The sequence below is a fragment of the uncultured Fibrobacter sp. genome, assembly GCF_947166265.1.
Lineage (GTDB): Bacteria > Fibrobacterota > Fibrobacteria > Fibrobacterales > Fibrobacteraceae > Fibrobacter.
In genome coordinates this window covers 46,304-61,390 of sequence record NZ_CAMVDO010000019.1, presented here as the reverse complement: position 1 = coordinate 61,390, position 15,087 = coordinate 46,304, and the positions used below count along the sequence as shown (strand labels likewise).

The following is a 15,087-nucleotide window of genomic DNA, read 5'->3' as shown; positions in this document are numbered from 1 at the left end:
CCAGATGGGTAGGCTTGGGCACGACAATCGCGAGGAAAGCGGTTGCGCTCGAAGCCGAGAGGTTTGGTGGCCCGAAAGGAAAAAATGAGTCAAAGAATCGTATGTAAGTTCGGCGGCAGCTCTGTCGCCGATGCAGGCCAGTTCAAGAAGATCAAGGCCATCGTTGAATCCGACAAGAACCGCAAGGTCATCGTCGTTTCCGCCCCCGGCAAGCGCAATCCTAAGGAAACCAAGCTTACCGACCTCCTCTACAGCACCTACGACCTCGCCTCCAAGGGCCTCGACTTTTCGACCCCGTGGAACCTGATCCGTCAGCGCTACGACGAAATCTGCAACGATCTCGGCCTCGGTGACAAGCTCACCGAAGACTTGGACAGCCTCGAAGACAAGCTCAAGAATCACCCCGAATCCGTCAGCACCGACTTCTTGGTAAGCCGTGGCGAATTCCTGTGCGCACGCCTCATGGCCAAGTACCTGGGTGCAAACTTCGTCGACACCTTCCCGCTGATCACCTTCGACGACAAGTACCGCATTACGCCGAAGACCTACGAAGACATCGCGAAGACCTTGTCTGACGAAAACCAGCTTTACGTGCTGCCGGGCTTCTATGGTAGCAACCTCCGTGGCGAAGTCAAGACCTTCAGCCGTGGCGGTTCCGACATCACGGGCGCTATCCTTGCCAACGGCATCGATGCCGCCAAGTACGAAAACTGGACCGACGTTTCGGGCATGCTCATGGCTGACCCGCGCATCGTCGAAAATCCGCTGCCGATCGAATACGTGAGCTACCGCGAAATCCGCGAACTCGCCTACTCCGGCGCTTCTGTGCTCCACGACGAATCTATCGCTCCGTGCCGCGCCAAGAAGATTCCTATCAACATCCGCAACACGAACCGTCCGCAGGATCCGGGTACCATCATCGGCCCCACTCCGGAAGAAGCGAAGCTCCCGATTACGGGCGTTGCAGGCCGCAAGGGCTTCTCGATGATCTACATCGAAAAGTCCATGATGAACAAGGAAGTCGGTTTCGGTCGCCGCGTGCTCGCCGTGCTCGAAAGCGAAGGCCTCTCCTACGAACTGTGCCCGAGCGCCATCGACTCCATGAGCATCGTGGTGGATAGCAAGGCTCTTGATGCCGTGCAGGACGTGGTTCTCGAAGACATCACGCAGCAGATGCGCCCCGACCGTATCAAGGTGTTCCCGGGCATCTCGCTGATTGCGACTGTCGGTCATGGCATGACGAACAAGATCGGTGTGGCTGCAAAGCTCTTCACCGCTCTCGCCGAGAACAAGGTCAACGTCCGCATCATCGACCAGGGTTCTTCGCAGATCAACATCATCACCGGTGTTGACGAAGCCGATACCGAGAAGGCCATCAAGGCCATCTACGGTGCGTTCGTGAAGTAATCCGCGATTGTCATCCCCGCGCGAATGCACGTTCTACGTCATTCCCGCCCTCACCTTCGTGAGGACAGGCTCCGGCGGGGATCTTAATCAATATTGAAAAACGACCCGGAATAAAATCCGGGCCGTTTTTCTATTTCCGTTTCGCTCTTGAGCGACACTAACAATTTGCACTAGGAATTATTTGACCCTTGCGCCGTTTGCCTTGTAGTACAGCGAATTTTCTTTTGTGAACAGTACGCGTTTGTGCGGACTGCTTTCATGACGTGCTTTAGGGTTATGGATTTTTTCGATGGCACGTAAGCCGATGGACTGCGTTTGCGGTTCCACGCTCGATTCCAGTTTCCACTTTTCGAGGGAGTCTAGCCCTGCGTTCCCGAGGACGGCAAGATCGTAACCGATGACTTTCTTTGCCCCTGCAGCGTAAGCGGTGTCGAGCTGCGCCGAGATTCTTGCGCTGTCGGCAAGTGCGTGCGAATCATCGGTGCGGAAAAGTTCCATGTCTACCCAGAAATCGATGCCGTACTTTTTGCAGGCCTGCGCCACAGCGCGTTCGTAGCCGCCCACGGTCGCGGTTTCGGCGTGATGCTTGCCTGCGTCGCTTGCTCCTACGCCATCCTGCACGGCGATGATGTCGGGCTTGAATCCTGCGGCAAAGAGCTTCTCGAAAAACGTTTGCAGCTTTTCGGGAGTTTCCAGGTTCTGGTTGTAGAAGGGTGCCGCCATCACCTTCCAGCCCTTCGCCTGTGCGGCGTCCGTGAGCGGTTTCAAAAAATGTTCCGTGAGCATTTCCGGAGTCGCGTCACTGCGCAGATTATCCCAGTAGTAACGCGCGATTTCTTGCGGAATGTAGACGCCCTCGACAACGGTTTCGTTCCCGTAAAGCGAATGGATTTCGTCCAAAACTTTCAGGGTTCGAGCGGACAGGGTGTCGAGCTGCTCGGCGGTCGGCGGAGTGTACCAGTTTTCGCCATTGTAATAAAGCCCGAGCCAGAGTCTGGTGCCGGTCTCCTTCGCGGCTTCGATGCTTTTGGGGAAAAGCTGGTTATTCCTGTACTGCGTTTCCTGCAAGAAATCCAGCTGCGAAGGATAATACAAGTGTGTCGCCTCGACTGCGGCATACTGCAACACGACATGGTCCATGCCGAGTGCGTGCAGTCTCTGGTGCATGTGCGTAATGGAATCTTGCGACTGGTAGGCAGTTGTCCAGCCCGCATCGAACACGCCCGCGATTCCTGCGGCGTTTGCGCCGATAACTCCCCATAACAGCGCGGAGAATACTGTGCGAAATATGGATTGCAAGATGAATATACTCCCCAAAAAATCTAGGAATCCCTAGGCGCCCTTAGACGCCCTTTGGCGCTTTTAGGCGCCTGCTTCCGCACGTTCCTTAAGCTTCAGGTAGAACTTGCTTTTGGCGGTCATGTAGTACGGATACACCCACAGGGCCGCAATGCCGAACGTAAAGGAACACAGCAGCCACCATGCCCAGAAACGGGCCTGCAGGCAGAAAAACTCCCAACGGTGACCGTACATCATTTCCTTGCTAGCGGTAATGGCCTGCAGCGGAGTGTATTCGGGATGTTCGACGAGAATCAGTTCCGTCATCGTATAGGAATACGATTTCATGATGCCCGGAACAATCAAGAGCAGGAACCATAGCACGAGCATGATGTATTGAAGAACTTCTGTAATCACGATCTTCAGGAAATATTCTATGCCGCGGTACCCTAAAAAAAGCCGTGCGTAAGAAGGCTTGGCTTTCAGCGCCAAATCCAAATAGCAGGCGACAAGGCCAATCCACAAAACCCATGTAAATGGCGTGCAGATGACTTCCCAGGCATTGTAAAGCACGGAGTCTTCTTCCATAAGGAATTGCGGACTAGAAAGCCCCATAATGACTGCCAGGAATAATATCAAGGTCAGAGCCCCGTAAAGCCAGCGGCCGCTCATCGCGTTCCAGGCAAATTCCTGGATTTCCCTGTTGTTCATGGAGCGAATGCGGTTCAGTTCGACATCCCATTGATTTTCTTCGTTTTCCATAGAAACTCCTTCTTATTGAGTCATTACGGCAAAAACATAATAAATTAGATTCCGTAAAAATTTCAGATTATCTTCCAAAATAGGCGCTTCATCATCTATTTCCATTTTTATGTTGTTTGAACAGGGTAAATAAATTATCTTATTCTGCAAAGATTAACGGAGTCACAAAAAAGGGTTAGGATGGTGCATTTTAGTCGTAAATGGTTTGCGGTGCCTTTTATTTTGGCCACTCTGTTCGCTGCGGGCTGCTGCGACCATACCTACGATTATTCCGATTACGAGGATCATGATTCCAGCAGGGGAAGCGTTCTCTACGATTCATCGGGCGTTTTGGCCGCCCTGTCGGGAAAATTTTCGCTAGAGGCGCCGCTCATCCCGAAATCGCTCACCATTACCGCGCTCACGGCAAACCTCGAAGAAGTCGATGTCATAGAGGCGACCATCGGCGTGAACGATTCTCTCGGCTACACCTTCACCTCCGATTCCAGTGACTACCCCACCACCTTCGCAAAGCTTACCTTCACCTGTACGCGTGGGGATTCGCCCGATGCAAAGGAACTCTCTTTCGAGGAATATGTTGACTTTGGCCGCTACCCCGCTCCCGCCGTCAACCTGTTCGGTGCGCTGGAAAGTAACCGCGTCAGGTACCTGGTTCAGGAGGACGGTTTTTACCTGGGTAACGCGAAGAAAAAGGCCTCGCGAGAGATTTTCAGGATGTTCGGCATGGAGTGGCAAGAGGGTGTCGATTTTGAATCCGATAGCATCAAGTTCGAGGCATTGCGCCTGATGCCTTATCTGCTCGCAGGTTCCGATAATTCCGATTCGGCGTTTGTCGCGACATTTAAGAAGATGTCGCAGGCTATTGGAAACGGCGACTCCGAAAACGCTACATTCAGGAGCGACATTTTCGATACGCTCAAGATTGCCGACGGACTCATCGTGCGCACGGATAAACGCAATTTGGATTTTGCTAAGACAGACACTACAAGCCTCTTGTTTTATTCGACTTTATGGGAACAGGCTTATGGCCTTTCAGAGTGCGACAGCATCGGGAAAACCGCCGAGGTCAGCAACAAAAAAAGTACATTCAGCCAGAATTTGTTTGTATGTGAGATGCGCAAGGATTCCGTGTTCTTCTGGAAACCCCTTGACTCGCTCGATTTGAAATATATCCCCTGCTACCATGGCGTTACCGACAATATCCAACATAACGACACGGTTTACGCCTGTTCAGATGCCGCAATGTCCTGGGTTGTTGCGAGCCCCAAGGCCGCCATCGAGTATCTGTTCGGCCCATGCGATTACGGCAATAAGGGCAAGTATCGCGCCTATCACGATCACGTATTCATTTGTGACGGTTACGGTTTTTCAATTAGATGGACTGACACCATTTCTGGTTTCGACAGGGAGAAGGCCGAATTCGAAGCGTATTTCTACAACAAATACGGTGACTGCACCGTGAATCGCGAAAATGAAAAAGCCGCTTTCAATGAGGAGTATTTCCGTTGCCATAACGGCAAGTGGGAAAGCATCACGCCGCTCGGCTATGTGACCGACGATTCCTGCAGCGCGGGTGACACCATCATGCTTCCGCCATCGAGCTATTACCGCTGCGATAAAAACAACAACTGGAATCCCATCAGTTACTTTGACTACTACAACATTGTCTGTAGCGAAGAAAACCAGTACGAGGTGCTGCACGACGGCATCGCTTATCACTGGTGCGTTTTCCGTGACGGATGGCGTTGGAGATGGGAAAGGATTCCTGCCGACAAGCAGATTCCGCCCGTATTGAATCATGACACGCGCAAGGACGGACATGTGGTGAAGTACGACGGTACCTACTACATTTTCAAGAATGGCGAGTGGGAAGTACTCCCTAATGAAAGTGCCATTCCTCCAGTCATTCACGAAGATGGATGCGGCGAAACGAATGATTCTACCTATGTCGTTTACGACGGTGAGTATTACCTTTGCCGCGACAGTAGATGGCTTTACGTCTCTAAAGAAAATGTTATCGCGCCGGTGTTGGCAGGCGATTCCTGTAGCACCGACAACAAGGCCGAAGTTCGGAAATACGGTGATGAGTATTTTGTGTGCGTGGCCGGTTACAATCCGTATGGGCAGCATATCAGTAGCCATTGGTCTACTGCCACCAAGGATCAGATAGCCATCTATGACCGTAACAGGAATCGTGGCGACTACTGTGCCGCGGGACAAGCGGGTACCACCCTTGAATGGGACAAAAAGGCGGGCGGGCTTTTCGGTTGCGTCAAGAGCGTCGACGGTGAAACCTATCAGTGGGCACGCATCAAGATTAGCGACATGGATTCGCTGGAACAGAAGAATTTTGCAAACGGGACATTCGAAAAAGAAGGGGTTTACCAGTGCGACGTTAGTGGCAGCCACTATGTGTTCGACAGATTTTTCTGGAACGATAAGCAATGGAAAGACTACGTTCGCTTGCGGCTTGAAAAGGCGACCATCGGAGACGTTGAATACGATGCGAGAATGATCAACGGCAAGATGTATGTCCGCGCCCCCTACGGGAACAAGAGTGTCTATCTGTCCGATTTTGAGACAAGAAGCGAATCGTTCGACGGCTTCTATCAAAGGTGGAGCCGCTGGGCGGGCGTAAATGGTTCCATCAAGTTTGTCTATCATGGCGAAAATACGTTTACGACCTGGGATGAGGCGGAAACTTTTTGCCCTGCGGGATTCCACATTCCCGATACTACCGAGTGGAAAAAGTCGGGTGTCAACGAATGGAAACGTACCATCGATAGCGACGAGATGAACCGCATTTCAAATGTCATTCAGGGAATGGACGAGTTGGATTCGGATGGCTCCTTCAAAAGAAACTTGATACTGCTCTGGTCGAGTACCTCAAAGGACGACAGTACGCAATACTGCTTTACCTACGAGATTTCGAGCATGATACTGCACACCAACATCAAGGCTGTAATCGAATGCCCCAAGGACCTTATGCCCATGGGCCAGGCGATGTGCGTAAGGGACTAGGAGGAACCGATGAGATTTTGGCGGTACATTCTTACGATGATAGGCGCAATATTTTGTGTAGTGCTAGTCGGCTGCGGTATCGACACCTACGAGGTGACCGACAAGGGCTACACGTGGCGCTACAGGGGCCTGATAGACGACACGACCATGGTTGTCGAGGTCCAGCATTGGGAACAAGGAACCATCCACTGCAACCATTTTATGGCTTACGAAGATGGAGAATCTTTCAGCAACACTCTCTCGACCTACTACTATTCTGCCGATTTACGCTCCCAGAAAGTCGGTGATGAAAGCTCGGCGCCCGAAGACCTTTTGCCGGAGGAATTGTCTTTTAAGGGACTCCCCCGCTGGACCGAAAGCTGCCTTGCCATGGATTCTATCGACGGAAAATTTTACTGCGTAAGCGCGTTGCGGCTCGACCAGTTTTCAAACGACTGCGCCCTTGCCATTGTGAACGGTGAAAAACGGGACCTGGATACCCTGGAACTTGAAAACTGTACTTTTGACTTGCACAGGGATATCTCCTTTGTGGCGCACTACCTCAAGATTGCGGAGAACTTTTACGCGATACGTGGCGGTATGCTGAAATCGCAATTGCCGGCCTACAGGATAAAGGATGTGGGCAGCGCGGTCATTGTCGTAAACCAGCGCGGCGATTCGCTATATTACGAGGGGGAACCATGAGACCTTGCACTATGAGATATGTCGCAAATAAGGTCGTTTCCGCATTCCCCGCTGTATTTGCCGTAGCTTTTGCCCTTGCGGCCTTGTGCGGTTGCGACAATAACGACTATTACCGGCCAAGCACCGGCACCGAAGAAGAATCCGAAGATATATTTGACCCTGCAAGCATCGAATACGATTCTATCGTAGATGTCCGTGACGGAAAAACATACAGAACCGTAAAAATCGGCGATCGCTGGTGGCTTGCGGAAAACCTGAACTACGCCGCAGATTCAAGCTACTGCTACAACGGCGAACCCGATTCCTGTGCCATTTACGGTAGGCTTTATCCGTGGACAGTCGCCATGCAGCTCGATACCGTTTATAACAAACTAAATGCTGTCTATGCCGAAAAAATCAAGAGCAAGCACAGGGGAATATGCCCCAGCGGCTGGCACATCCCCAGTGAAAAAGAATGGAAGGAAATGATTGACTACGCCGACTCGCACAATGGTAACGAAGGTGCAAGCGCAAGCATGAGGGCTAAATACAGCTGGAATCCGAATGAAAAATACGACATCAAGTATATCGACAGGTTCGGCTTTGCGGGGCTTGCCGCCGGAGCGAGGGCCGAAAAAGAGATGAGAAAATCGGACTGCAATTACCATACAGGATACGATGACGACATTTATTGCGGTGTCGGCGAAGAAGCCTTCTTCTGGACATCGACAGAACTAACGGACTACCGAAATTCCTCCGAGCACGCCCTCTATTTCTTTTTGCACGGACTACAAAACGATGACTTCAGAACAAGCGAATGGGGCGAGTTCACAAAACGCGCCGCACTATCTGTTCGGTGCGTGAAGTAGATGATGTGTTTTTCTATTTTTCGCATATGCTCAAAAATTACATCTTCGACTTGGGCGGGGTTGTTCTCGATATCCGGATGCAGAATGCGTACGAACAATTCATGGCCCTGGGGCTCCCCGCTGCGGAACTCGAAAAGGGCGGTTCCGTTTACAAGTGGATGGAAGATTACCAGCTCGGCCTATTGAACACGCAGGAATTCTGTCAGCAGATTGCAGACAAATGTTTTTCGACGACAACTCCACGCGATATAGAACAGGCGTGGAATTCCATCTGCCTCGATATTGCCGAACGCAAGCTGGATGCGCTCCGCCGCCTACGCCAAAGAGAAGATGTCACTGTTTCGCTCCTGAGTAACACTAACGATCTGCACTGGGAATGCTGTTGCCGAAAATGGTTCAACGCAAACGGCAACAATCAGGCTGATTTCTTCGGCCATATTTTCTTGAGTCAGGAGCTCCATTTGCAAAAGCCCGACCCAGAAATTTTCAGGACGGCGATTCGCACACTGAACGCGAACCCGAGTGAAACGATTTTCATTGACGACAATGCCGAAAACATCGCAACCGCCTCATCTTGCGGATTGCAGACACTCCATGCCACTCCCGACATCGATTGGGTAGAATCACTTAACCTCTGAAAATCTGATGCGCCAGCCTGTTCTATACATTTCGATTCTTCTGACCGCCCTGCTTTCCGCCTGCTCCGAGTCGTTCACCGATCCGCGTGACGGTCAAAGCTACGACATTGTGCAAATCGGTTCGCGAACCTGGATGGCTGAAAACTTGAATTATGAAATCGAAGGAAGCGCCTGCCCCGATGGCGACAAGCGCAACTGCTCCAAGTACGGACGGCTCTACACTTGGGACATGGCCCGCACCGTTTGCCCCGAAGGCTGGCACCTGCCCGACAGCGCCGACTTCGAACAACTTATTTCAGCAGCGGGCGGCACAGAAGTCGCAGGCAATGCACTCAAGTCAACAAGCGGCTGGTTCAAGAAAGGCAACGGCTCGGACGATTTCGGCTTTAACGCACTCCCCGCCGGTTACCGCCTCGCCGGAAACAACGCCACGGACGGCAAGTTCGACGGCATCGGTGGCTATGCCCACTTCTGGAGTGCCTCGGAAACTCCTGACGGCCTCGCCTACTACCTACTGCTCGATTTCAGCACCAAGGCCGCCAAGATTAGCGCCTTCGGCAAGGACGAAGCTAGATCGGTTAGGTGTGTGAAGTAACATTAACTTTGTTGTTATAGACAAACCTGCCCCCGTGTTCAAGGTCTTGCAAAACGAAGTGAAATTGAGTGATTTTAGTGCCAGATATATGCGTTGCGAATTGATGAAAGACTTTGATGAAGCTTGGCTGAAGCATAGAACAGCCTGCGAAATCGCGAAAATGCTGCTTGAACAGGGAAAACTTTCTGTAGCCGAGATCTCTGTTGTTACGAAGCTTTCAGAAAAAGAAATTTGCGAACTCTGAGATTTATTCAATATTCTGCAATATTGAAAACTGCTCTTCATAAAAATTACCTTAAATAGGTTGCCTATTTTAGGTTAAATAATTTCCATTGTAATCCAAGGTGAATGGCGCTCCTGGTGTAGAACTTTTACTGCGCCAAGCGTAGCTGATTGTTGAAATAGCATTTTTTCGTTAAAAAAGTGCTAAAACGATTAAAAATTGTGTCAGTTTAGCACTTTTTATTCATTTTATTGCTAAAACGACATAAAAAGTGGCCGTTTTAGCAATGCTGAGCGTACGGAATAAGAAATGAGATACTATTTCTTCTTGATGCGGAATACCTGCTGCCCCTTGGAATTCTTGCCCTCTTCGAAATACTCCGTGGCATGGATAAGGGCCGGCCACTTGGCGTAGCCGAAATTCTTGGGACTCAGCGAAATCTGACGGTTGATTTGCTGCGAAATCTTCGATGCGATTGCCCAGCCCGCTTCGTCTGCCTCTTCGCTGATTGCCTTGCGAATGGCGTTCATGATTTTCGCATTACCGCGCAGCTTATTGCGGTCAAGCGGTTCAATGTTGTTTGTCGCCTCGTCCGATTCGGTCGGCTTCTTGAACTTGTCGATATAGATAAAAGAATTACACGAGTCGATGAACGGCTGCGGCGTCTTTTCTTCGCCGAACCCGATTACCTGTTTCGACTTGGCACGGAGTTTCATGGCAAGCGGAGTGAAATCCGAATCACTGCTCACGATAGCGAAAATGTCGATGCTCTCCGTGAACAGGAGTTCCATCACGTCGATGGTCATCGCGAGGTCGGTCGCGTTCTTCCCCTTCGTGTAGGGGAACTGCTGTATCGGCTGAATTGCGAACGGATGCAGGACTTCTTCCCAAGGGTTGCTCCCTTTCCAGTTGCCGTATGCCCTGCGAATGCTCGTCTCCCCGAACTTGGAGAGTTCTTCCATAATGCCGTAGATGGCGTCCGCCTTGGCATTGTCGCAGTCGATAATCAGGGCTATTTTCTTTTCCGTGTCCATAGTAGGGAATATATAATTTTTTTCACTCAGGGACTTGACTAGAAGAATTTTTGTTTATATATTCATAGCACAATCTTTAAGACTCCATATCGATATTGTGCTTTTTTCTTCGGTGTAGGGTCTGAAACAGCTTACGCCCCTAGTAAATTAGGGCTTTGTAGCGTTTTAGGCTCGCCGGGAGATAAGAAGAATAGAAGTACAAACGCTTAACTAGGAGTCGCAAATGAACTTCCATTAAATCACTAACGCAACGGCACCGACACCTAGTCGGTATAGTTTTTCGCGCACCCGTAAGCGCGATGCAAAATTAAAGAGTAGATTTACAAGTGTAGGTCTGCGGTGAAAAAAACGCATCTTTTTTGAGGAAAATATGAATAAGAATACAGACGATTTTGATATGGACGAAGCTTTTGAAAGCCTATTTGGCGATGATACCTTAGATTCCGATAAAGCAGTCTCGAATATCGCCTCTAAAGAATCGGGTAATACGAATTCTATCAATACAAATATTGAAATAATTTTCAGGCACAATATCTCGGATTTGGGAGAAGGGCGTCCACACATTGACGACCAATTAATGCAGGAATGCATTTTTCTAGTTGAACACGATATACCTGAATTAAACAAAAAGAATGCAAGATTTAATTGCGATGAATTTTCCATTTTCTTTGCGGCGTTGTGCGCCATATACTACCAGTTCTACATATCCGCTTTTTGCGGCACTGGCGATGGTAAGAAAAAGATGGACAAAATAAAGAATAAATTGATTCAATGCCTTAAAATGCTTACGCAGGAGTATAAAGAACTCTATGATGATAAAAACATAGACTTTTTTGTATCACACTATGATTCTTATAAAGATTCCTGGCATAAAAAGAAGGCTGAAATTCTAAAAAAATTTGTCAAAATATTTAAGGTTTCGGATGAAGACTTTTCCTATGTGTTATTTTCCTACTGCACTAAATTCTTTAGCTATGATGAATCACCTATAATAAAAAGGGAACTATACAGAGTTTCGTTATTCTGCGCCTATCACACAAAGGAAAATCTTATTTATAGGAATGCTAATGTTTTTTTTCTTGAAAAATTAATCGAATACAAGAATAAAGCCGCTCGTTCTCCAGACAACTTCAAATTAATAATAGAAAAAAACACATGTTTTGATCAATATTATGGTTTAGAAAAATCTAATTCTTTCTTTTGGAATCTCGATGATATTATAGCTGTTTTAAACATAGATTGCAGGATCAGGACAACAAAAGTTCAATATGAGACTTTTAGTGACAAAGAAAAAGAAAGTCCCCGTTTGGTCTTTGTCCAACAAGAGAGAAGCATTATTTCATTGATAAAAAGATGTTTTGGAAAAAGTTTCTGGGATTATGGTTCAGAAACGGAATCTCAAGAACAGGTAATAATTTGCTTGCGAACAGTTCTTGCTATTTCTCCGGTTGCTATTAAAAGATTTCCCTCAATCGTTTTCTTTATTTATTGGTCAATCAGTTTTCTCAAGTACAATGAATTTAAGTCTTTGTTTTTAGAGAATGCCAACAAACCTGAAGCTTATCAAGTAGATGATAGTAAGCGTCTCCACATAAAAGCTAGTGAGTATAAAAAATTCGTCAAAAACGACTTTATTGCCATTCCCAAAGAAAATGAAAAAAATAACGCGGCCTCGATATTGCAGTATCTAGTCTTTTTTGCCCTGCTAGATCTTGTCGCTATTCCTAAACTTGAACGATACAGTATTATTTCTACTCCAAATAAAGAACTCATAGGAAAGTTCAAAAACGCGTTATTGGCTCCAAATTCAATTTGGCAAACACCCCAAAAGCAGTACGAATTGCTAAATGAGCTGCTAAAAAACAATGATTTGCCGATCGTGACGAAAAATGTTGATTTTCGTTTGTTTGACGGAATGATAGATGGCAATGGATTTTCGCAAACCGAAAGTGCAATTAACCTAATTTACAATATCGTTTCATTCACCTCGATTAATCCTGAAAATGGGATAGTCCAGCAAGTCAACCATCTAGATGAATTACGGGACAAAACTTTTAAGTACCATACGCAGAGAATAGATTCATGGAATACATTCTGGAATGATAGAATTGGAAAACAGAAACGTCCTAAATTCGAAAAAGAATACAAAGAAATGCAATCAATTGATACAGGATTTAATATCAATAAAGTTACTCAAAATCATTTGACAAATCTTAATGACATCTGTGTTCGCGATTTTAAGTGTAAATTGTTTTTAGAAACGGACGTATCTTGCGTTCCTCCACCTAAAATGGAAGAATACGCTCCCTTTCAACATCAGTATCGCTGTATGCTGTCGACAATATATATAAAACCCGCAAGGAACATGCATGAACACTATTCTCCATTCAGCCCCACTGAAAAGTTATTGGAGGTACGCAATTTCAATGATCTGCTAGGAATTTTATATGACGTAAAGAACCGAATTGAAAATGAATCCACCTTATATTCTGTCGCCGACACCCATAAAAAATTTTCATTCCGTCGCAAAGGTGCTTTCTCTGTTGATGGCGAACAAGATTCTCTCCATAAATTGCTGCAAGAAATTTTTGCTCATATTATAAATTCCGAATCAGTATATATTCAAAAAATTTCTAAGAAAAAGCAAAAGGATGTCATTGACCCTATTCCTTTTGATATAATGAACTGTGCAGCTAAAGCAAAAGACTGTGTCTTCAAATCCATCCATGAAAAAACAAGGAATATTAACAGATACAAGGACAGACTAAAAGAAATTCCCACTTGTTTTGCCATCCTAAAAGACCAACAAAAATCATTTATGGAATACATCTTCTCTGAATGGGAAAAACAAAATTACAGGGAAATTATTACCTCTTTAGATTGCCTTAAACAAAGTTATAACTCTGTATATTGGGCAGCCCTTTCATCTGAAACACCAACGCCTGAAGATAAAAAATTGCATTGGCAAACTTACTACAAAATAGAATCTTGGGAATCCTTCTTTGAATGGAAAAATGTTCTAAAAGATTTAAAGACGGCAAAAATGGCTCTTGAAAAGTTGGACTATTTAAGGAATGGAATAGCGCAAATTGTAAACTTTGATACCTTGGATAATTTTTCTAAGTTAGGTGATTACAATTTATTCGAAAAAGAAGTACAAGAAATAGCCAAACAATTGCCGACATTCATCTTGTTCAAGAATATTTATAGTTGTAGAAATGAATTCGGTATATGCGAAAATTATGACTTTTCGTTATTCAACAACGACAACGAGTTGTGGCATTATAAATGGTATCAAAATGATATCAATGAAATTGCCAAAGAAAAAGATGTGTCAGAAATGAAGAAATACCTTGAATTCATTGATTATGAAGTTCTCAACAACGAATACTATTATCCCAACAGCCCCAAATACAAAATTGACTTTATCGAGTTCTTAACCGACATTGATTCCCTAATAGAATCGAATTTTATAGCCCCCGATCTGATAGCCATCTCAAGGAAGGTTTCTGAAAAGGCGCGGGAGAAGCTGACTGAAGCACAAAAGGAAATTGATCCCAAAAGCATTGATGTGTTTGAAAACGATTCCACATACGACATTCATTTGTTAGAAATTGCGAAATCGCTTTTGCAGCGAACCATTTGTTATTTGACCTCCTTGGAAGAAATTAAAGATAAATTAAATTCTGAACCTTTATTAGATCATAATGGCAATATCATTTTCTCTAAGGAAGATTTTTTAGGCGACAGAAACAACAAAATAAAGGGTTTAAAGGAGTCTCTCGCTTCAAAAAAATACGAAAATCCCTTACGCGAGGATCTTCAGAAATTTCTGAATTTCATATTCGGAATTATTGGACATTACCAGAGGGATGATGAAGGATATGAAATAGAAAAAAAACTTTTAGAACTTTACGACAATCGATTCTTCTTGTATCTAGTAAGAGTCACATTCGAAATGTCTCAACTAAAGAATAACTCGAAAAAAGCTACCTAAGCATTATATGGAAAAGTAAAATTCGACTCACATTGTGCGAGTCGGATTTTTCTCATTTCCCCTATTGCTTTTTCTTCGTTTTTATTGTATATTATAAGTGTCATAGTTGACGATCCCGAATCCAGCAAGTCGCTTGAGCCTTTTGACAATCGCTGGAGTCAAAAGGGGAGGTTCTATGACAGCAATCCATTGACATTTATTAGTAGTCACCTGTTGAATCAATAGGTGGTTTTTGGCGTTTTGTCTGCGGCAGTTTTTCGCTGCATCAAAAGCCTGGAATTCCGTTCCAACCGAGCGGGATGTTTCCAAACACATCGTTACTGCAAAATTTTAACCAAGCGAGGTATACCATGATTTACATCTCAGCCGACAAGCGAATCAACGATTTCTGTAACGCCCTCCTTCGGAGCGGTCGTTGGAACTTCTATCGGGGCGGCAAACACTCCATCCTGAAGCACAAAGCCCCGACTAGCCGCAAGGCGTTGGTTGTCGCGGTAACACCGAGTAAAGGTAACGCCTTCAAGATGCTCGAACGCGAATACAACCATTACATCCGTGCATATCTCATCCAGACCGGCGTAATCATCGCCTAAACCTTAA

At 46.4% G+C, this 15,087-nt stretch carries 12 protein-coding genes; 9 read left to right on the top strand and 3 right to left on the bottom strand.

Annotation, left to right across the window (positions count from 1 at the left end):
- The first annotated feature begins 84 nt into the window (after positions 1-84).
- A complete protein-coding gene (locus Q0W37_RS10360) occupies positions 85-1,407 on the top strand; it encodes an aspartate kinase (protein ID WP_297701334.1) in 1,323 nt (440 codons plus the stop codon).
- A 177-nt stretch (positions 1,408-1,584) separates the two neighbouring features.
- Here Q0W37_RS10360 and Q0W37_RS10355 read toward each other — a convergent pair whose 3' ends face one another.
- Both Q0W37_RS10355 and Q0W37_RS10350 read right to left on the bottom strand, forming a co-directional pair.
- Positions 1,585-2,706 (bottom strand): DUF4434 domain-containing protein, encoded by a 1,122-nt coding sequence (locus tag Q0W37_RS10355; protein WP_297701332.1) that lies wholly within the window; start codon positions 2,704-2,706, stop codon positions 1,585-1,587.
- Positions 2,707-2,769: 63 nt separating this feature from the next.
- On the bottom strand, positions 2,770-3,447 hold the full coding sequence (locus tag Q0W37_RS10350) for a DUF975 family protein (protein WP_297701330.1): 678 nt from the start codon (positions 3,445-3,447) through the stop codon (positions 2,770-2,772).
- A gap of 222 nt (positions 3,448-3,669) precedes the next feature.
- On the opposite strand from Q0W37_RS10350, the gene Q0W37_RS10345 reads away from it, so the two are divergent.
- The 6 genes from Q0W37_RS10345 to Q0W37_RS10320 all read left to right on the top strand — a co-directional run bounded on the left by Q0W37_RS10345 (position 3,670) and on the right by Q0W37_RS10320 (position 9,477).
- Positions 3,670-6,468, top strand: a complete 2,799-nt coding sequence (locus Q0W37_RS10345; RefSeq protein ID WP_297701328.1) for a hypothetical protein — start codon at positions 3,670-3,672, stop codon at positions 6,466-6,468.
- Between the two features lie 9 nt (positions 6,469-6,477).
- Entirely contained in the window at positions 6,478-7,152 is a 675-nt protein-coding gene (locus Q0W37_RS10340; RefSeq protein WP_297701326.1) for a hypothetical protein, read from the top strand.
- Between the two features lie 11 nt (positions 7,153-7,163).
- Positions 7,164-8,000: an FISUMP domain-containing protein gene (locus Q0W37_RS10335; protein WP_297701324.1), complete on the top strand. Its 837-nt coding sequence runs from the start codon at positions 7,164-7,166 to the stop codon at positions 7,998-8,000.
- A gap of 26 nt (positions 8,001-8,026) precedes the next feature.
- Positions 8,027-8,638: an HAD family phosphatase gene (locus Q0W37_RS10330; RefSeq protein ID WP_297701322.1), complete on the top strand. Its 612-nt coding sequence runs from the start codon at positions 8,027-8,029 to the stop codon at positions 8,636-8,638.
- 7 nt (positions 8,639-8,645) lie between these two features.
- Complete coding sequence (locus Q0W37_RS10325; protein WP_297701320.1) at positions 8,646-9,233, top strand: fibrobacter succinogenes major paralogous domain-containing protein; 588 nt, start codon at positions 8,646-8,648, stop codon at positions 9,231-9,233.
- A 103-nt stretch (positions 9,234-9,336) separates the two neighbouring features.
- A complete protein-coding gene (locus tag Q0W37_RS10320) occupies positions 9,337-9,477 on the top strand; it encodes a hypothetical protein (protein ID WP_297701318.1) in 141 nt (46 codons plus the stop codon).
- Positions 9,478-9,773: 296 nt separating this feature from the next.
- Here the strand turns inward: Q0W37_RS10320 and Q0W37_RS10315 are convergent, their stop codons facing one another.
- Positions 9,774-10,490, bottom strand: coding sequence for an NYN domain-containing protein (locus Q0W37_RS10315; protein ID WP_297701316.1), 717 nt, complete (start codon positions 10,488-10,490; stop codon positions 9,774-9,776).
- 370 nt (positions 10,491-10,860) lie between these two features.
- Here Q0W37_RS10315 and Q0W37_RS10310 point away from each other — a divergent pair, with 370 nt between their 5' ends.
- Both Q0W37_RS10310 and Q0W37_RS10305 read left to right on the top strand, forming a co-directional pair.
- Complete coding sequence (locus tag Q0W37_RS10310) at positions 10,861-14,487, top strand: hypothetical protein (RefSeq protein ID WP_297701314.1); 3,627 nt, start codon at positions 10,861-10,863, stop codon at positions 14,485-14,487.
- Positions 14,488-14,837: 350 nt separating this feature from the next.
- Positions 14,838-15,080 carry a hypothetical protein gene (locus tag Q0W37_RS10305; RefSeq protein ID WP_297701312.1) on the top strand — a complete coding sequence of 81 codons (243 nt, stop codon included), beginning with the start codon at positions 14,838-14,840 and terminating at the stop codon, positions 15,078-15,080.
- Positions 15,081-15,087: the final 7 nt, after the last annotated feature.

What these genes read in the sequence shown, in the direction of transcription:
- Q0W37_RS10360 (WP_297701334.1), top strand. Translation starts at nt 85, where the DNA reads ATGAGTCAAAGAATCGTATGTAAGTTCGGCGGCAGCTCTGTCGCCGAT.
- Q0W37_RS10335 (WP_297701324.1), top strand. Translation starts at nt 7,164, where the DNA reads ATGAGATATGTCGCAAATAAGGTCGTTTCCGCATTCCCCGCTGTATTT.
- Q0W37_RS10325 (WP_297701320.1), top strand. Translation starts at nt 8,646, where the DNA reads ATGCGCCAGCCTGTTCTATACATTTCGATTCTTCTGACCGCCCTGCTT.
- Q0W37_RS10315 (WP_297701316.1), bottom strand. Translation starts at nt 10,490, where the DNA reads ATGGACACGGAAAAGAAAATAGCCCTGATTATCGACTGCGACAATGCC.
- Q0W37_RS10330 (WP_297701322.1), top strand. Translation starts at nt 8,027, where the DNA reads ATGCTCAAAAATTACATCTTCGACTTGGGCGGGGTTGTTCTCGATATC.
- Q0W37_RS10310 (WP_297701314.1), top strand. Translation starts at nt 10,861, where the DNA reads ATGAATAAGAATACAGACGATTTTGATATGGACGAAGCTTTTGAAAGC.
- Q0W37_RS10320 (WP_297701318.1), top strand. Translation starts at nt 9,337, where the DNA reads ATGAAAGACTTTGATGAAGCTTGGCTGAAGCATAGAACAGCCTGCGAA.
- Q0W37_RS10305 (WP_297701312.1), top strand. Translation starts at nt 14,838, where the DNA reads ATGATTTACATCTCAGCCGACAAGCGAATCAACGATTTCTGTAACGCC.
- Q0W37_RS10340 (WP_297701326.1), top strand. Translation starts at nt 6,478, where the DNA reads ATGAGATTTTGGCGGTACATTCTTACGATGATAGGCGCAATATTTTGT.
- Q0W37_RS10350 (WP_297701330.1), bottom strand. Translation starts at nt 3,447, where the DNA reads ATGGAAAACGAAGAAAATCAATGGGATGTCGAACTGAACCGCATTCGC.